The 16,667-nt window shown below is 68.5% G+C and carries 17 protein-coding genes; 9 read left to right on the top strand and 8 right to left on the bottom strand.

Features of this window, described 5'->3' with window-relative positions:
• Positions 1 to 5 precede the first annotated feature (5 nt).
• The gene (locus LRA87_RS00610; RefSeq protein ID WP_230628478.1) at positions 6 to 332 is read left to right on the top strand and encodes a hypothetical protein; all 327 of its coding nucleotides are present in this window, start codon (positions 6 to 8) and stop codon (positions 330 to 332) included.
• A gap of 9 nt (positions 333 to 341) precedes the next feature.
• Here the strand turns inward: LRA87_RS00610 and LRA87_RS00605 are convergent, their stop codons facing one another.
• The 4 genes from LRA87_RS00605 to LRA87_RS00590 are packed head-to-tail and all read right to left on the bottom strand — an operon-like array spanning position 342 to position 5,640.
• Entirely contained in the window at positions 342 to 2,720 is a 2,379-nt protein-coding gene (locus LRA87_RS00605) for a TonB-dependent receptor (protein ID WP_230628477.1), read from the bottom strand.
• A 10-nt stretch (positions 2,721 to 2,730) separates the two neighbouring features.
• Positions 2,731 to 3,729, bottom strand: coding sequence for a FecR family protein (locus LRA87_RS00600; RefSeq protein ID WP_230628476.1), 999 nt, complete (start codon positions 3,727 to 3,729; stop codon positions 2,731 to 2,733).
• The gene (locus tag LRA87_RS00595; protein ID WP_230628475.1) at positions 3,719 to 4,288 is read right to left on the bottom strand and encodes an RNA polymerase sigma factor; all 570 of its coding nucleotides are present in this window, start codon (positions 4,286 to 4,288) and stop codon (positions 3,719 to 3,721) included. Before LRA87_RS00595 ends, LRA87_RS00600 begins: the two co-directional genes overlap by 11 nt.
• Positions 4,285 to 5,640 (bottom strand): lipopolysaccharide biosynthesis protein, encoded by a 1,356-nt coding sequence (locus LRA87_RS00590; RefSeq protein WP_230628474.1) that lies wholly within the window; start codon positions 5,638 to 5,640, stop codon positions 4,285 to 4,287. Before LRA87_RS00590 ends, LRA87_RS00595 begins: the two co-directional genes overlap by 4 nt.
• A gap of 111 nt (positions 5,641 to 5,751) precedes the next feature.
• On the opposite strand from LRA87_RS00590, the gene LRA87_RS00585 reads away from it, so the two are divergent.
• Both LRA87_RS00585 and LRA87_RS00580 read left to right on the top strand, forming a co-directional pair.
• On the top strand, positions 5,752 to 6,975 hold the full coding sequence (locus LRA87_RS00585) for a hypothetical protein (protein WP_230628473.1): 1,224 nt from the start codon (positions 5,752 to 5,754) through the stop codon (positions 6,973 to 6,975).
• A gap of 54 nt (positions 6,976 to 7,029) precedes the next feature.
• A complete protein-coding gene (locus LRA87_RS00580; protein WP_230628472.1) occupies positions 7,030 to 7,965 on the top strand; it encodes a glucosamine inositolphosphorylceramide transferase family protein in 936 nt (311 codons plus the stop codon).
• Here LRA87_RS00580 and LRA87_RS00575 read toward each other — a convergent pair.
• Entirely contained in the window at positions 7,937 to 9,019 is a 1,083-nt protein-coding gene (locus LRA87_RS00575; protein WP_230628471.1) for a glycosyltransferase, read from the bottom strand. The two genes, LRA87_RS00580 and LRA87_RS00575, sit on opposite strands and share 29 nt — an antisense overlap.
• Entirely contained in the window at positions 9,016 to 10,104 is a 1,089-nt protein-coding gene (locus LRA87_RS00570) for a glycosyltransferase (RefSeq protein ID WP_230628470.1), read from the bottom strand. The genes LRA87_RS00575 and LRA87_RS00570 overlap by 4 nt, the downstream gene beginning before the upstream one ends.
• Before the next feature lie 188 nt (positions 10,105 to 10,292).
• Here LRA87_RS00570 and LRA87_RS00565 point away from each other — a divergent pair, with 188 nt between their 5' ends.
• From LRA87_RS00565 to LRA87_RS00550, 4 genes are all read left to right on the top strand, one after another.
• Positions 10,293 to 11,936 (top strand): Na+/H+ antiporter, encoded by a 1,644-nt coding sequence (locus LRA87_RS00565; protein ID WP_230628469.1) that lies wholly within the window; start codon positions 10,293 to 10,295, stop codon positions 11,934 to 11,936.
• Positions 11,937 to 12,036: 100 nt separating this feature from the next.
• Positions 12,037 to 12,414: a hypothetical protein gene (locus LRA87_RS00560; RefSeq protein ID WP_230628468.1), complete on the top strand. Its 378-nt coding sequence runs from the start codon at positions 12,037 to 12,039 to the stop codon at positions 12,412 to 12,414.
• Between the two features lie 128 nt (positions 12,415 to 12,542).
• Positions 12,543 to 14,483, top strand: a complete 1,941-nt coding sequence (locus LRA87_RS00555; RefSeq protein ID WP_230628467.1) for an AI-2E family transporter — start codon at positions 12,543 to 12,545, stop codon at positions 14,481 to 14,483.
• The gene (locus tag LRA87_RS00550) at positions 14,483 to 14,698 is read left to right on the top strand and encodes a hypothetical protein (protein ID WP_230628466.1); all 216 of its coding nucleotides are present in this window, start codon (positions 14,483 to 14,485) and stop codon (positions 14,696 to 14,698) included. The genes LRA87_RS00555 and LRA87_RS00550 overlap by 1 nt, the downstream gene beginning before the upstream one ends.
• Here the strand turns inward: LRA87_RS00550 and LRA87_RS00545 are convergent.
• Positions 14,682 to 14,930: a hypothetical protein gene (locus LRA87_RS00545; protein WP_230628465.1), complete on the bottom strand. Its 249-nt coding sequence runs from the start codon at positions 14,928 to 14,930 to the stop codon at positions 14,682 to 14,684. The genes LRA87_RS00550 and LRA87_RS00545 overlap by 17 nt on opposite strands.
• Positions 14,931 to 14,981: 51 nt before the next feature.
• Between LRA87_RS00545 and LRA87_RS00540 the strand changes: the two genes are divergently transcribed.
• On the top strand, positions 14,982 to 15,407 hold the full coding sequence (locus tag LRA87_RS00540) for an HIRAN domain-containing protein (protein ID WP_230628464.1): 426 nt from the start codon (positions 14,982 to 14,984) through the stop codon (positions 15,405 to 15,407).
• A gap of 96 nt (positions 15,408 to 15,503) precedes the next feature.
• The gene (locus LRA87_RS00535) at positions 15,504 to 15,779 is read left to right on the top strand and encodes a DUF1488 family protein (RefSeq protein ID WP_230628463.1); all 276 of its coding nucleotides are present in this window, start codon (positions 15,504 to 15,506) and stop codon (positions 15,777 to 15,779) included.
• A gap of 58 nt (positions 15,780 to 15,837) precedes the next feature.
• Here the strand turns inward: LRA87_RS00535 and LRA87_RS00530 are convergent, their stop codons facing one another.
• Complete coding sequence (locus LRA87_RS00530) at positions 15,838 to 16,638, bottom strand: class I SAM-dependent methyltransferase (protein ID WP_230628462.1); 801 nt, start codon at positions 16,636 to 16,638, stop codon at positions 15,838 to 15,840.
• Between the last annotated feature and the right edge of the window lie 29 nt (positions 16,639 to 16,667).

The raw sequence follows: 16,667 nt of genomic DNA, 5'->3' as shown, positions 1-16,667 counted from the left end.
AACAGATGACCGATCATGCGCGATACGCCGCCGCTCTGCTGCAGGCGCGGCATCGACGCGAAGCCCTGTTCCCGCCCGCGCTGTTCGACGAATTCGCGTGGGAAATACTGCTGGCGCTCTACATCGGCCGGGCGAACGGCGCGATGGACGAGGCCGCCCTGTTCGATGCGGTCGGCTGCATGCCCACGGTCGGCCGGCGCTGGATCGCCTATCTCGTCGAGCAGCAGCAGGTGCTGCGCTCGGGCTCCGGCGTCGTGCTGCACGATACCGTGATCGGTCCGATGGAAGAGTATCTCGGCGGCATGATCCGGGATGCGCAACAGGCGGGATAACCCGCGACGCTACCAGCTGACGGCGCCGCCGATCCGGATCGTTCGCGGGCGCAGCGGCGTGTATTCGTCCCGCAGCGCCTGTGCGAACGGATTGCCGCCTGCGAACCGGTCACCCGTCACGTCCCACAGGTTCTCGACGTTGGCAGTCAGCCTGACACGTCCATCGCTCCAGCGTGCACCGATACGCGTGGTGCCATAGCCGCCCTGTGCGACGTCGAAGGGCGCCCGCGTGCCGGGCGTCGATTGCCCGACGTAGCGCCAGGCCGCGTCGACGCCGCCAGTCTGTCCGGATGCGATGCGCCAGTCGTACGTGAGGCTGGCCGACAAGGCGAACGGCGGCGTATTGGGCAGCCGCGCTCCCGGCGATCGGGGGATCGTCGGATCGCGGTCGTCGATCCGCGCATCATTGAGGAACATCGCCAGATCGCCGCGCAGACCGACGATCGGTATCCAGTTCACATCAGCCTCAAGCCCGTGGATACGGCTGTTGCCGAGATTGGTCGTGAACGGGAATCCCGTACGGTCGACCAGGTCGGCCTGGACGTGGCGCCAGTCCGCGATCGACAGCCCCGCCGATCCGGCGACGCCGGTCGGCCCGGGCCGATCCGTGCGGATGCCCACCTCCGCCACCCGGATCGTGTCGGGCCGAAGATCGGCGACGCGGCCGATGCCGGGCGCCACGGTAATGCCGCCGGTGCGAAATCCCGACTGGATGCGGGCGTAAGCGGCGATATCGGGCCGCACCATCCATGACACGGCGATCGCAGGATCGATCCGGGTCACGCTGCGTCCGCGGATGAAGGCGTTCAGACGCGAACCGGCGATCGGTTCGCCGTCGCTTCGCTGATGCGTCACCCGTCCGCCCAGCGTGACGGTCAACGGCGGCGTCACCACGAACCCCGCCTCGCCGAACACCGCCGCATCGATCGTACGGTTGCTGACGCCGACGATATCGCGCAGCCGGTCGGGCGCGCCATACATCCGTTCATAGGCATCGCGTGCCTCGAGCAGCGACACGCCGACCAGCCAGCCGACGCCGTTGGCGCGCGTCCGCGACACGCGCGTCTCGTGCGATAACAGCCGGCTGTGTTCGGTCGTGTCATACGCGATCGGCACCGTCGGCCGATTGCGCCGCGTGGCATCGAAACGGCTGTCCGCATCGCGCAGGACGAGCCCGGTCGCCGACACCAGATGCAGGCCGTCGTCCCACAGCTTGTCGACGACGATCCGTCCGAGCCGGTAATCCTGATCGAACGGCTGCGCGAGCAGGGACGCGCGCGACATCGGCGGCGCGCCCCGTTCCGCATATTGCAAATCCGGTGCCGCGACGGATTGCAGCACGACACCGGCGTCGATCGTCCAGCCTTTGCCCGGACGCAGGCGCAGGTCGAGGCGCCCGCCGGTGGTCGTCACCGTATTGACCCGGTACAGTCCGCGGCCCACATCGGCGATATAGCCGCCATCGTGCATGCGATAGCCGACGGCACGTACGCCCGCGACGCCGCCGATCAGCGGCACGTTCATCATCGCCGCCACGTCGCCGCCAGCCGCCCCGCCGCGCGTGCCGCTGACTCCACCCGACACCTCGGCGGCGATCCGGGCGAGATCGACGATGCGCGGCACCAGCCGGATGATGCCGCCGATCGCGCCGGCGCCGTACAGCGCACCCTGCGGCCCCTCGAGCACCTCGATCCGGTCCATGTCGTACAGGCTGAGTCCCGGATCGGGTCCGTTGTAGGCGAGCGGCACCTCGCCGAAATAGACGTTGGTCGTGGACTGGGTCGGGCCGGTGAAGCTGCTGTCGGCGACGCCGCGGATGAACAGCTTGTTGCGGCCGGCGCCCAAGGCGGTTCCCTGCAGGATCGGGGTCGCCGCCAGTGCCTCGTCCAATGTGTCGCCGGCGACGTCGCCGACCCGCAAGCCGCTGCCCGATCGCAATACCGTGATCGCGCCGGGGAAGCCCAGCAGCGCGACCGTGCGCTTCGATGCGGTGACGACGATGTCGGGCGGCGGCTTCGCAGTCCCCGCGACAGGATCGGGCGCTGCCACGGGTTTGGCCGGAGCGGCCCGGGCGGCTCCGGCCCGGCGCACGGTCGGGCGGCGGACCACGCGATAGGCGCCGGCGCCAAGGCCTTGCGCAGCGAACGGCGTGCCCCGAAGCAGGCGGTCGAGCGCCGCCGATGCGGTCAGCCGACCGCGAAATCCGGCTGTCGCGATCCGTCCGATACCCGGTTCGGCACTGCCGATGTCGCTGCCGGTCTGACGCGCAAGTATCGCCAGCGCGCGATCGAGCGGTCCTGCCGGGATATCGACGCCATGACGTTCGTCGGGGCGTGCGCCGGCGGCCACCGGCACGCATAGCGCCGACGCTGCCGTCACGACCGCCATGATGCGACGATCAGGGAACGGGGCTCTCCCGCTTCGTCAAGATCCAGCGCGTCCCGTTGCGTATCGCGCGTCCGCCGATCAGGGCGGCGATCCGGGGCATCATTTGGTCGGCCTCGCCCGTCACGCGGATCGATCCGGTGAACGGCACATCCCGCAGGGTCGGCGACGCCGTCACCACGATGCCGGTGCTGCGCTCCAGCGCGGCAGCCACCAGCCGCACCGGCGTCTGGCTGAAGACCAGCCGCTGCTCGCGCCAGCTGCCGACATCGCCGATCGCGACGCCCGACATTCGCGCCGATCCTCCATCGACGTGCGACAGCGCTGCACCGGGCGTCAGCATGATCCGTTCGCCCTGCGGCTGGAACAGCACCCCGCCCTCCGCGACCTGTACGCTCAGATGGGTGCCGACCCGCGAGACGTCGAACACCGTGCCGGTATCCTGCATCCGCATCGCACCGGACCGCACGACGAAAGGATGCGACGCGTCATGGACGACGTCGAACAGCGCTTCGCCATGCTCCAGCACCACCGATCGGCCACTGGCGTCGGCGATCGCCAGTCGCGTGCCACCGTTCATGGCCACACGGCTGCCATCCGCCAGCAGCAATGTCCGCCGCACGCCGGCAGGCGTTTCGACGATCCGTGCCGCTACCGGCGGACCACGTTGCGGGATCAGTACGGCAGCGGCGATCGCTGCCGCTGCCAGTCCGCCCGCTCCGGCGTACCATCGCCGCGCTCGCAGCGTCGGCCGGTCGCGATCGTTGGCGGCGACCGGCGGGGCGGACGGCGGAGCGGACGGCGTCCAGTCCGCCGGAACCAGCACCGCTCCGAGCTCGGCATCGGCGAGCGTCAGCGCGTCATAGGCGCCGGCATGCGCGGCATCCGCCTCCAGCCAGTCGGTGAACGCCTGCCAGTCGTCGGTCGTCGCGGTCGGCAAGCGCAGGTGCCATGCCACCGCAGCGGCGTGCGCATCATCCTCCCGTCCGACATCCTCGCGATCACCGGCCATCGCAGCGGTCCTCCTCATGGGTAAGACGTCCTGCCCGACCGTCATCCTCACCAGACGATCCGCGCCGTGCATGAATTCGCACATATGCGCGCTGCAACAGCTTTTCGACGCCGCTGACCGAGATGTCCATGCGCTCGGCAATCGCCTTCTGCGACAGCTCCTCGAAGCGATACAGGCGAAACGCGGTGGCGACGCGTTCGGGCAGGCGGGCCAGCACCGCCTCGACCTGCGCCAGTCGATCCCGCGCGATCATCAGGCGCTCGGCATCCGGATGCTCGCTCGCGCCGGGACGGCTGTCGGACCAGGCGGTATCCCGGTCGAGACGACGGGCCGCCCGGCGGCGGCGGTCGATCGCCATGTTGTTCGCCATCCGGTACAAATAGGCGGCCGGATCGGCTATCGGCCCCCCGACGGCGGTGTCGAGCCTGAGCCAGAGGTCCTGCAACACCTCCTCCGCCTCGTCGACATTACCCAGCCGGGCGACGAGCAGCCGCAGGAACAAGGGGCGTTCGGCGAGGAACACGGCGCGCAATCCGCCGGCGTGACCGGTATCGTTCACGCCGCGACCGGAGCAGGCGCGCGTGCGTCGACGTGGAACATGACGGCGAGCGCCCCGATCGCCATGACGTTCTGGAGCAACGCGTGCCAGCCCGCGCCATCGGTGCCGTCGAGCCAGAGCAGCGCCGGCAGCAACGGATATAGCGCCAGACTGGTCACCAGCCCCACCGCCATCGATCGCTGCGGCAGACCCAAAGCGGTGAGCCCGGCGGCGAGGGGCGCGCTCGCCAGCCCCGCCGTTCGCGCTGCCGCGACCAGAATGAGCAGCATCGTGCCGCCGCCGAAGCTGCTGCCGCCGAATGCGATCAGCAGCCGATCGCCCAGCAGCGCCAGCACCAGCATGATCGGCACCGCCACCGCCAGTGCGATGGCCGCGCTCCGCCACACCGTATGACGCAACGCGGCGAGCTCGCCGCGCGCGACCTGACCGGCGAGCACGGCGTAGCTCGCCTGACTCAGCAGGACCGTCGGCTGCGCGAGCAGCGCCGTCGCGCGCTGGGTCAGCGCCAGCAGACCGGCGGCGGCGGGGCCGAGCAGCCAGCCGACGGTCAGCGGCGCCAGATTGGGCGCCAGTTCGCGTACCGTGATGTCGAAATTCGTGATGAGGATGAAGCGGGTGAAGCCGTCCGTCTGGCGCGCCGCACCGCGCCACGGGCCGCGCAACCGCTCGCCCTGCGCCAGACGGCGCCACGCGACGAGACCGAAGCCCCACATCGCCAGCCCCTCGGCGACGGCAGCGACCAGCCAGACGGTGAGGAAGCCGATCAGCCCGCCCCCCGCGATCCATACCCCCAGCGCCCCGATCAGGCGGATCAGCGGCGACACCGCCTGATGCAGCCCGATCAGGTCGAACCGGCCGGCGATCTGCAACAATCCCTGCGGCGTGGCGCGAACGGTGGCGATCACCGCGAGACTGTAGACGGTGGCGATCCGGATCGTGTCCGCGGACCAGCCGAGCTTCGGCCCGATCAACGGCGCCAGCACCGCCGCGACCAGGATCGCGACGACACCGCAGCCCAGCTCCACGACCGCCATGAAGCGGACGATCCGCGCGAACCCCGCGGCGTCGCCGCCCTCCAGCGCGATCCCGCCATAGCGCACCACGCCGTGAAAGCCCGAAAACGCCAGCACGCTGCCGATCAGCACGGCATAGGCGTTCACGAGTACCAGCACGCCATAATCGGCTGCGCCCAGCCGATGCGTCACCAGCATGAGATAGACGAGGCTGATCGCCCCCGCCGCCACCTTGCCCCCGAGCAGGTGACCGAGGTTGGCGAGCACCAGCCGCACGCCCGCCTTGGGGGGCGGGCGATCCTCCCGTCGGGCGGCGGAATGGCGGAACGGCGAACGCATCGCGGGGCCAATAAGACAGCCGCGTTGCGCCGACGACCGGAAAGTTCCGAAAAATCCGTTCATGACGGAAATTTTAATGTGGGTGACCGCGCTTGCCTTCGTCTCACGATTATGAAGATCGGTTTCTTGTTCAACCACGACCAGGTGCATCAGGTCGCGCACGCCCTGCCCACCGCGCTTGCCATGACAGAGGATTATCCGCAGGCGGAGATCGTCATCGCGACGACCAACGACCGGCTGACGGCAGAAGTGATGCGGCTGTGCGAGCGGTTGAACGTCACCGTGCCGCTGGTGCAGCTGACGCTCCGCCGCCCGACGACGCGGGCGCTTGCCGCGACGCTGGAATGGGGCCTGCCGGTCACCAAGATCGGCATCTACCGCGACAATCTGGATTTCTTTCGCTCGCTCGACGCGCTGGTGGTGGCCGAAAAAACGTCGCTGCTGCTCAAGACGCGGTACGGGCTCGACGACCTCAAGATCATCCATACCCGTCACGGCGCCGGCGACCGCGCGATCGGGTTCAACCGGCATAGCGCGATGTTCGATCACGTGCTGGTGTCCGGCAGCAAGATCCGCCAGCGCCTGATCCACGATGCGGGCGTCGATCCGGAGAGGATGAGCCTGATCGGCTATCCCAAGTTCGACCTGATGCCCGATCCGGCGCCGCGCCTGCCGTTTCAGGCGAACGGCAAGCCGACCGTACTCTACAACCCTCACCCCTCGCCGCATCTGTCGTCTTGGTATGCGCAAGGACGCGCGGTGCTCGACCATTTCCTGCGCGACGATCGCTACAATCTGATCTTCGCACCGCATGTGATGCTGTTCCATCGCCGCTTCGTGGTGACGATAGACCGGTTCCGGATCGATCGCGCCGGCACCATCGATGCCCGGTATCGGAACGCGCCCAACATCCACATCGATCTGGGCAGCGCCTCGTCCACCGACATGACCTATACCGCTGCCGCGGACATCTACCTCGGCGACGTCAGCAGCCAGGTCTACGAATTCCTCCACCGGCCGCGGCCGTGCCTGTTCCTCGATGCGCATGCGACGGCGTGGGCCGGCGATCCCAATTACGTACATTGGCAGGCGGGCGAGGTCGTCACATCGACCGGCGATCTGGGCGACGCACTGGACCGCGCGGTGGCACGACACGATACATACCGCCCGGTGCAACGCGCCCTGTTCCAGCGCAGCTTCGAACTGACCGGCGAACGATCGGCGGTCCGGGCCGCCCGCGCGGTCATGAGCGTGCTCGGAGATACGGCATCCAGGGCGCCGCTGCACCGGACGGCGACGACGATGCGGACCGACGAGGGCTTGCGCGTCGCCTGATCGGCGGCAACAGGGCCATGTCATTGCGGGTGTCCGCCCGCCGTTCAGGAAGCGATGCAGACCGTGGCTCTACGCAAGGACATCTGGCGACCCGCGATCGTCGGGGCGACCGCCACGGAAATCCTCGCCCGCGGGTCGATCGAGGGTTTGCCGCTGCAATGGTTGCCGCCGATGGGCAGCTTCCGCTTTCTCGCCGATCCGTTCGGGTTATGGCGTGACGACCGGCTGTACGTCTTCGTCGAGACCTACGACTACCGCGTCCGGATCGGCGCGATCGAAGTGCTGGTCTACGATGCCGCATTGCGGCTGATCGAACGCCATCCGGTGCTGGGCGAGGCGTGGCATCTGTCCTATCCACTGGTGTTCGAGGCGGAGGGCGAGACATGGATGCTGCCGGAGGCGCATCGGTCCGGCCGACTGACGTTATACCGGGCGGTCGACTTTCCGCGTCGCTGGGAGGCGGCGCACGTCATCGCGCTCGACCATGTCGCAGTCGATGCGACGCCGGTGTTCCACGACGGGCGATGGTGGCTGTTCTACACCTCCGCCTCGCATGAGCCGGACAAGATGAGCGCGCTGCACGTCGCCTTCGCCGATCGGCTCGCAGGTCCCTGGACCCCGCACCCCTGCAATCCCGTTCGCGTCGATGTCGCCAGCGCACGCCCCGGCGGCACGCCGATCGTCGTGGAGGGGCGGATCGTGCTGCCGGTACAGGATTGCAGTCGTACCTATGGCGGTGCGATCCGCCCGTTGACGATGACGGTGCTGACCCCCGATCGGTTCGAGGCATCGGCGGGCGCCGCATTGAACGCCCCCGCCGCCGCGGCACCGTTCGTCGAGGGCTTCCACACATTGGCCGCAGCCGGACCGGTGACGTTGATCGATGTGAAACGCACCGAACTGTCGCCACACGGCCTGTCGATCGAGGCGATCCGCGAGGTCCGGAAGCTCGCGCGGCGGATCAGAACGCGGCGAGACGATCGAGGATAGCGCGGCCACTCTCGACGAAGCGGTCCGGGCCGAAGCGATCCAGCACTCGTGCCCGTGCCGCCTGTCCCATCCGCGCCAGTGCCGCCGGGTCGGCGAGGCAAGTCGACAGCGCGCCCGCCAGTGCCACCGGGTCGTCGGCGGGCACCAGCGCGCCGGTGACGCCATCGACGATGCTGTCGGGCAATTCCCCGACGGCCGAGGCGATGACCGGCAATCCCGCCTGCATCGCCTCGTGCGCCGCCACGCACAAGCCCTCCGACCGCGACGGCTGCACATAGAGGTGGCAGGATGCAAGGAACGCCGAAGGCTCGGTCGCATAACCGACGAAACGGACCGTCGTCACCGACCGCGCCAGCGCCAGCGCTTCCAGCGCATCGCGCTCCGTGCCATCGCCGGCGATGAGCAATTCGTACTGTGTCGCCGGATCGAGCAATGCGAGTGCCTCGATCAGGACGTCATAGCCCTTCACGCGGTGCAGCCGCCCGAGGGTGCCGATCCGCACCGTGTCGCCCGGCCGCCACGGTATCGCCGCACGCGCTTCGGGATCGGCACGAAAGATCGACCATTGCATCAGTCGCTCCGCTGGAACGCCCAGTCGCCGGGCGGTCAGCCGGGTCACCGCCGCGCTGTCGCCGATCCACAATCGGGACGCGCCTCGCATCGTCCGCAGCAGGACGCGATTGGCGGGCTTCAGAAAGGCCGCATGCTGCCAGCTGACCACGGGCCAGCCCCGCCGCAACCCGATCAGCTGCCCCAGCAAGGTCGCGCGGGTGAGCGACGTCCACAGGTGCGTCGGCGCCCAGTCCCGCAGCCGTTCGTCCAGCCAGCGCAGCGCGGCGACGTGATCGCCCTCGCCGCCATCGCGCACCTGCACCGCGATCCCGGCAGCCAGCATCGCGGCCTCGCCGCGACGGTCGCGCGGGGTCAGTGCGAACACCGCGACTTCAGCCCCGCCGTCGCGGAGCACGCCGAGCACCGCCGGTACCGGCGATGCCGCGCCGCCGCCCTCCACGGAGTTGATGATATAGGCGATGCGCATCGGCGAGGCCGTCATCGCCGCAGGTCCGCGAACAGCGTCAGATAGGCGCGTGCGACCGGCCCGATCCGGTGCCGTGCGACCGACGCCGCCAATGCGTGCGGATCGGGAGGGGGCTGGTCGAGCAACCGTTCGATCGCCCGCGTCAATCCGGCGATCGCACCGACCGGCACGATCGCACCCGCACCGGGCGCTCGCAGCAACCCTGTCGCAGGCGTGCAATCCGTGGCGACGACCGGCCGGCCGGCCGCCAGCGCCTCCACCACGACGGCCGGAAACCCTTCGAAATCCGATGCGAGGACGAACAACCGTGCCTCGTCCAGCCACGGCCGGATATCGGCGACATAGCCGGAAAAGGTCACCCGACCGGCCACCCCCAGCCGCTCCGCCAGATCGTGCAAGGACCGGGCGTCCGGCCCATCGCCGACGATCGCCAGCCGGGCATCGCATTGCGACAGGGCTGCGAATGCCTCGATCAAACGGGCGAACCCCTTTTCGGGAACCAGCCGCCCGGCCGCCATCACCAGCGGCGCTGTCGTATCGGGCGTTGCCGTCGGCGGCGGTACGGCATCGCTCAGGGCAGGCAGTGCGATCGTAGTCGCTGCCGGTCGCCGTAGAATTGCGTTCGCCTGATCCCGCGCCACGTCGGACAAGGTGACCACGGCGTCGGCATGACGCAGCAATCGACGCATCCGCCGTTCGAAGCCCCACCGGCGCAACACGCCGCGTTGGGGTTTGTCGAGCGCGGCGCTGACCTGCGCCACCACGGGGATATCCAAACCCGCAAAGGCGGCCGCGACCGGCCAGTGGTAATTGCCCGCCACGAATACGACGTCGAACCGGCCGCCGGCGGCGAATGCGCGCGCTGCCCGCCCCAGCCGGTCGCGCGATCGCGGCCCCCGGGGAATCGCGGGTCGGGCCAGGATGATCCCGGGCCCCTCCCCCGCCAGATCTCGCAATGGCCCAGCGTCCGACCCGGCGAAGATCGTCACCGCGCAGCCCGCCGCCGTCCACGCATTCGCCAGGCGTAGGGCGACCCGCTCCGTCCCGCCGAGCGAGAAGTCGTGCAGGACGATCAGGACATGCGGCAGGTTCGTCGTCATCGCGCCGCGACTAGCCGCGTGCGGCGACCCGCGCCATCCTTCCGGAGGATCGCCCCTTCCGGAGGATCGCCCCTTCCGGAGGATCGCCCCTTCCGGAGGACCGATGGCGTACGGGGCATGAAGCGGTCGCCATCGCCGGTCGACGGCACTAGACCCCGCCCGTCACATCCGGTCGACGGAGTTAAGCGTTGGAAGTCATCTCGATCGTTCTGTTTCTGTTGCTGGCCGTGGTGGTCAGCGGCGCGGTGTCGCGGATGTTGCCGCTGCCGATCCCGACGCCGCTGGTGCAGATCGTGCTCGGCGGGCTGATCGGCCTGTCGACATCCTATCGGGTCGAGCTCGATCCCGAGCTGTTCCTGCTGCTGTTCCTGCCGCCGCTGCTGTTCCTCGACGGCTGGCGCATTCCCAAGGACGAATTGCTGAAGGATCTACCGGTCGTCCTCGAACTGGCGCTGGGACTGGTGCTGCTGACCGTGATCGGCATGGGGTTGCTGATCCACTGGATGATCCCGGCCATGCCGCTCGCGGTCGCCTTTGCCCTCGCCGCGGTGGTATCGCCGACCGATCCGATCGCGGTGTCCGCCATCGCCGCGCGCGTACCGATTCCCAGGCGGATGATGCACATCCTCGAAGGGGAATCGCTGCTCAACGACGCATCGGGGCTGGTATGCCTGCGCTTCGCCGTGGCCGCGGCGCTGACCGGCAGTTTCTCGCCCGCCGCCGCCGCCGTGAATTTCGCGTGGGTGGCGATCGCCGGGATCGTGATCGGCGTGGCCGTCACCATCGCCGCGACGCGCGCCAAGGCATGGGTATCGCGCCGCTATGGCGAGGAAACCGCATCGCAGATCCTCGTCAGCCTGCTGATCCCGTTCGGATCGTATCTGCTGGCCGAGCATGTCCACGCCTCCGGTATCCTCGCCGCGGTCGCTGCGGGCGTGACCATGACCTTCGCCGAAATCTCGCGCCAGGCGATGGCGGCGACCCGCATGCGTCGCAATTCGGTGTGGGATACGATCCAGTTCGCACTGAACGGCATCATCTTCGTGTTGCTCGGCGAGCAATTGCCGGGCGTACTGGCGGGCGCGGCACAAACCGTCCGCATCACCGGCCACGCCAATCCCCTGTGGCTGGGCGCCTATGTCGTCGCGATCGTCGTCGGCCTCGCCACGCTGCGGTTCGGCTGGGTCTGGATATCGCTGCGGCTGACGCTGCTGCGCCAGCGGTGCGACGCCCCCGACGGCGCATTGCGCAGTCCCGACTGGCGCCTGATCGCCGCGATGTCGTTTGCCGGAGTGCGCGGGGCGATCACGTTGGCGGGTGTGTTGACGCTGCCACTGGCGCTCGACGACGGATCGCCGTTTCCGGCACGCGACCTCGCGATCTTTCTGGCGGCGGGCGTCATCATCGCCTCCCTCATCATCGCCAGCCTGCTGCTGCCGATCCTGCTCAAGGACCTGACGCTGCCCGCCGAGCCATCGTCGCAGGCCGAGGAGGATGCCGCGCGGGTCGCCGCCTGCGAAGCGGCGATCCGCGAGATCGAACACGCCCAGCACGAACTGGCGGAGGCGCACGGCAACGCCGATTTCTACTCCGCGGCGGGCAGCCGCATCATGGACCTCTATCGCGACCGGATCGAGAGCCGCAGTCAGGGGGCAAGGGTATCCGCCGAGGCACGGTTGCAGGACCGGGTGGAGCGCGACCTGCGGCTGCGCGGGCTGAAGGCGGAGCGCAAGGCGATCCTCGAAACGGCACGCGAACGCCGGATCGGCAGCAGCGTCGCGCAGAAGCTGATCCGCGAGCTGGACCTGCAGGAGGTGCGTACCCGGGGGTGACTTGCGATGCATCAATACGATCGCCGCCGCGTCGGCGGAGCCATTCCACCCACACCTCGTTCGCAGCCCGGGACCTATCCCATGTGAGAGGATTACGCCGATGGCCGTCAAATTTGCCGGAACGATGAACGCGATCAATCGTGGTCTCGACGAGACCAAGGCCAGCAAGGGCGCCGATATGGTCGAGGACTGGGAAGCCGCACTCGCCGATGTCGACGTGCCGGGCGCCAAGGGCATCCTGCGCGACCTCGCATCCCTGCGCAAGCAGCTGGAAAAGGATACGCCGGACGGCGACCGGGTCCATGCCCTGCTGCACCGGCTGGGCACCGCCACCACCAGGATCGCCGACAAGGCGGACAAGTCGCAGGACAAGCTGAAGGCATTGGGCGAAGCCCTGACCGAGGCCGGCGAGGACCAGCCGGACGAGGAAGAAGACGCCGAGGCCGCGGCAGCGCCGAAGCGCGCCCGCAAGAAGTGATCGCCGGCCGGGTGACGCGATGGTCACCCGGCACGCCGCTGGTCGTGCCGTAACGGCAGCAATTCTTACACCGCCGTGAACTCGCCACCCCGCCGTTCGTTCGCGATCCACAACATCAGGGGTGAAACATGGATCAGGGCGACCGCAAAGCTGTAGACAGCGCGTCGCTCGCAGGACCCGCGCGGGTCGTGCCCGCGCAAGTGCCGGGCATGAACGGCCTGCTGGGGCTGGCCGTCGGCGTGGTCGTCATAGCGGGATTGTTCTTCGCGAAGGACGTGCTGATCCCGATCACGCTCGCCATCCTGCTGTCGTTTGTCCTGTCGCCGGTGGTCGCCGCGCTGCGTCACGCCCGCTTGCCCAAGGGGCTGGCGGTGATGATATCGGTGCTGGCGGCGCTGGGATTGCTGGGCGGCGTCGGCACGCTCGTCGGCATGCAGGTCGCTTCGCTTGCCGACGACGCACCCGGATATCTGCGGACGATCGACGACAAGGTGGCCTCGGCAAAGGGCTTCGCGGCCGATCGCGTCGCCTTCTTCGCACAGGACAAGGCGCCACCGCCACGCGCCGCCGCCGGACCGCCGCAAAGCAATGTCGAGCGTGTGCTGGCGAGCCGGTCGCGCGAACCCGTGCCCGTTCGCGTCACCGATCGCGAACCCGACGCCTTCACCGTCGCGGGACAGGTGCTCGGCCCGGTCGTCGGGCCGTTCGAGACGTTCGTCATCGTCCTCGTCGTGGCGATCTTCATCCTGATGCAGAAGGAGGATCTGCGCGATCGGATGATCCGGCTGTTCGGATCGTCGGACCTGCACCGCACCACGCTGGCGATGGACGACGCCGGCGCGCGCCTGTCCAAATATTTCCTGTCGCAGCTGGCGGTGAACACCAGCTTCGGGATCGTCATCGGCACCGGATTGTGGGCGATCGGCGTACCGGTGCCGGCATTGTGGGGCATCCTCGCAGGGATCCTGCGGTTCGTACCCTATGTCGGTGCGTTGCTCGGCGCCGCCTTGCCTCTCGCGCTGGCAGCGGGCGTCGATCCCGGCTGGACGATGGTGATCGAGGTGGCGGTGCTGTTCGCGGTGGTCGAGCCGCTGATCGGCTATGTCGTCGAGCCGCTGCTCTACGGCCATTCGACGGGCCTTTCGCCCTTGTCCGTCATCCTCGCCGCGGTGTTCTGGACCTGGATCTGGGGACCGGTGGGTCTGGTCCTGTCGATGCCGCTGACGCTGTGCCTTGTGGTGCTGGGCCGCCATGTTCCGGCGCTGGAATTCCTCGATATCCTGCTTGGCGATCGACCGGCGTTGACCCCGGTCGAGAGCTTCTACCAGCGGATGCTGGCGGCCGATCCCGAAGAAGCGCTGGAGCAGGCGGAACTGCTGCTGAAGGACCGCTCGCTCGCCAGTTATTACGACGAGGTCGCACTCGGTGGTCTGAAACTGGCGGCCGAAGACGCGCGTCGCGGCGTCGTGGATCGCGCCGGTGCGGAGCGGATCGTCCACGCCATGTCGACGGTCGTCGATGAACTCAGCGAGCAGGATGATGGACTGCTGGCAGCGGCACCGGTCGCAAAGACGCTCAACCCGATGCCGGCCGCCGATACGACGGGGATGGTCGTGCCGGCGTCCGGCACCACGCAGGCGCCGGACGACTGGCGGGAAAGCCATGCCGTGACCTGCATCGCCGGCCGCGGCGTGCTGGACGACGCGGTCACCGCGATGCTGGCGCAACTGCTCGCCCGGCGCGGGTTCGGCACGCGGCGTATCCCGCATGCCGCCGTCGCGCGCGATGCCGTCCAGCGCGTCGATTACAGCGGCACCCGCATGATCTGTCTGTCGTATCTGGAAATCGGCGGCAGCCCCAGCCACTTGCGGTATCTCGTCCGGCGCCTTCGCCGCGAAGCACCGGGCGCGCACATCCTGGTGGGGCTGTGGCCGCAGGGTGAAGCGGCGCTTAGCGACGAACAGATCCAGCGCGTGCTGGGCGCGGACAGCTATGTCGGTTCGCTGGCGTCGGCGGTGGACGTGGTGACCGACATCGCGACCGCTCCCGATATCAGCCAGGCGGCGTGATGGGGCCTCTGCACAATGCGCGCCATCATGCCCGGCTCAAGGTCAGGATCGGGCGCCGGTCGATCGTTCGGGCAGAGCTGGCGATCGATACGTCCGGCCTGCTGGCCATCGGTGCGATGGTCACGTCGATCCTGCTGTCGACCGCGGTGATCGTCCGCGTCGCGCGGGCGAGCCCCGGCCCGCCCCCCGAACCGGACGTCAGCTCTTCGCGGTGAGCGGTACCGAGGCGCGACCGGCGCTGCGGGGCGGCTCGTTCATGGGTCGGTCCTGCGCATCCCCGGCGAGGCGAGTGGCATGCAGACGTCGCAATATCAGCGCCAGGTCCCGCTCGGTAAGCCGCGAGACCGGATCGATCACGGCGCCTTCCGGTAACGGTTCGACCCAGGCCGCCAGCCGGTTGCATGCCGCCCCGAGTTCGGGATCGAAACTGTCATCGAAATCAGCCATCGGCCCACAATATGCGTTCGACGCCGGGCCGCAAGAGTATGGAGGACGGGCATGCAGGAACTGACCCTCGCCATCGTCGGCATCGACTTCCCGAACGGGAACGGCAGCAATCGCCGGTCCGAGATCATGATGACGCTGCCCGGCGAACCGGTCGAGCTGGTGCCGGAGCCGAAGAACAGGCACGACAGTCATGCGATCGCCGTGGTCGGGCCGCGCGGCGTGCAGATCGGCTACGTCACGGCCGAGCGGGCGCCCTATATCGGCGCGCGGATCGCCCGCGGCGAATCGGTGAGGGCGATCTTCCAGGCACTGGACGGCGGGTCGGCATTCGTCCGGGTGCGATTCGGCGGCGATGCTCCGACGCTGCCGGACCGTCCGCCGGAGGCGTCCTCGTCGCCATCGCGTCGATCGCGCCGGGCAGACGCCGACCCACACGGCTTCTATCCGGATGACGACGGTCCGGAATGGGGAGCGTGATCGCCTCCGTGTGACGACCGGCAGGGAACATTGAAGAACGTCCGGCGCTATGGCGATCGGTCCGGCGACACGGGCCGACAGATCTGAAAGGTTACCATGGCTGCCGACAAGCTCGATATCGACATCGCGTCCGTTCAGGACAATCCCACCGAACGGCAGGTGGAATTTTCCGGAGAGGTCGATGCGGACGAGGTGCAGTTCGCCGTCCAGTACGACGTGCTGGAAGCCCTGAGCGGCGATGCACCCGAGGACGACGACGCTATCGAGATGTTCAACCGCTTTTCCGACGAGATCGCCGAGGCCGGCCTGAGCGCGCTTGCCCGCAATCCCGACCAGACGGTGGTCGTCATCAGCGAGAACGACCTGGAATAGCAGTCGGGCCGAGACGGCCGGGAGCGAGCGGTTACGGCACGCTCCCGTCCTGAAACGATCAGCGCGCTTTCACGAACCTGATCGTGATGCGGTCGCTTTCGCCGATCGCGGCGTATTTCGCACGATCCACATCCTTCAGCCGATATGTCGGGGGCAGCGTCCAGACGCCTTCCGGATGGTCGTGCGTATCCTTGGGATTCGCGTTGATCGCGGATTCGCCGGCAATCCGGAAACCCGCCGCCTGCGCCAGCCGGACGATCGTCGACCGCTTGATGTAACCGCTCGTCTTCTCGCGCGCCGAATCCATCTGTTCGGGCAGGCGATGGTCGACGACACCCAGCACGCCGCCCGGCTTCAACGCCGCATAGAACGCCTTGAAAACGCGCTCCGCCACCGCGGGATCGTCCTGCATCAGCAGGTTGTGGACGTTGCGGAACGTCAGCACCACGTCCGCGCTGCCGGCCGGGATCGACGATGCCCCCGTCTTGAAGTCGATCGTGGCGACCTGCGTCGAACCATAGACGGATGCCTTGTCGGCGAACGCGGTGCGGGTACGCTCGGCCTGGGTGGTCGGCACCAATGCGATGTAATGCCCGCGACCCTTCACCAGTGGCGCGAGGATTTCGGCATACCAGCCGCCGGCCGGCAGGAACTCGACGACGGTCTGCGTCGGCTTCACGCCGAAGAAGGCCAATGTCTGCGCCGGGTGACGATAGGCATCGCGCGCCCGGTTCGCCGGGGTCCGCGTCGGCGACTGGACAGCGGCGGCGATCTCCTTCGACGGTGCGACGGTCTGTGCGACGACGGCCGTGGCCCCGAGCGTGGCGACGCAGGTAAACGCGGTGAGCAGGCGGTTCATGTTGTTTTATTCCCCTGAGGCATCCTGCC

Source organism: Sphingomonas sp. Leaf37 (assembly GCF_920939475.1).
In the GTDB taxonomy this organism is placed as follows: Bacteria; Pseudomonadota; Alphaproteobacteria; order Sphingomonadales; family Sphingomonadaceae; genus Sphingomonas.
The sequence above is the reverse complement of the archived record's forward strand: the minus strand, read 5'-3'. Positions and strand labels throughout refer to the sequence as shown.

Bases quoted from the DNA above. Each gene is read 5' to 3' on its own strand.
- LRA87_RS00610 (WP_230628478.1), top strand. From the start codon at position 6: ATGACCGATCATGCGCGATACGCCGCCGCTCTGCTGCAGGCGCGGCAT.
- LRA87_RS00605 (WP_230628477.1), bottom strand. From the start codon at position 2,720: ATGGCGGTCGTGACGGCAGCGTCGGCGCTATGCGTGCCGGTGGCCGCC.
- LRA87_RS00600 (WP_230628476.1), bottom strand. From the start codon at position 3,729: ATGGCCGGTGATCGCGAGGATGTCGGACGGGAGGATGATGCGCACGCC.
- LRA87_RS00590 (WP_230628474.1), bottom strand. From the start codon at position 5,640: ATGCGTTCGCCGTTCCGCCATTCCGCCGCCCGACGGGAGGATCGCCCG.
- LRA87_RS00585 (WP_230628473.1), top strand. From the start codon at position 5,752: ATGAAGATCGGTTTCTTGTTCAACCACGACCAGGTGCATCAGGTCGCG.
- LRA87_RS00580 (WP_230628472.1), top strand. From the start codon at position 7,030: ATGCAGACCGTGGCTCTACGCAAGGACATCTGGCGACCCGCGATCGTC.
- LRA87_RS00575 (WP_230628471.1), bottom strand. From the start codon at position 9,019: ATGACGGCCTCGCCGATGCGCATCGCCTATATCATCAACTCCGTGGAG.
- LRA87_RS00570 (WP_230628470.1), bottom strand. From the start codon at position 10,104: ATGACGACGAACCTGCCGCATGTCCTGATCGTCCTGCACGACTTCTCG.
- LRA87_RS00560 (WP_230628468.1), top strand. From the start codon at position 12,037: ATGGCCGTCAAATTTGCCGGAACGATGAACGCGATCAATCGTGGTCTC.
- LRA87_RS00555 (WP_230628467.1), top strand. From the start codon at position 12,543: ATGGATCAGGGCGACCGCAAAGCTGTAGACAGCGCGTCGCTCGCAGGA.
- LRA87_RS00550 (WP_230628466.1), top strand. From the start codon at position 14,483: ATGGGGCCTCTGCACAATGCGCGCCATCATGCCCGGCTCAAGGTCAGG.
- LRA87_RS00545 (WP_230628465.1), bottom strand. From the start codon at position 14,930: ATGGCTGATTTCGATGACAGTTTCGATCCCGAACTCGGGGCGGCATGC.
- LRA87_RS00540 (WP_230628464.1), top strand. From the start codon at position 14,982: ATGCAGGAACTGACCCTCGCCATCGTCGGCATCGACTTCCCGAACGGG.
- LRA87_RS00535 (WP_230628463.1), top strand. From the start codon at position 15,504: ATGGCTGCCGACAAGCTCGATATCGACATCGCGTCCGTTCAGGACAAT.
- LRA87_RS00530 (WP_230628462.1), bottom strand. From the start codon at position 16,638: ATGAACCGCCTGCTCACCGCGTTTACCTGCGTCGCCACGCTCGGGGCC.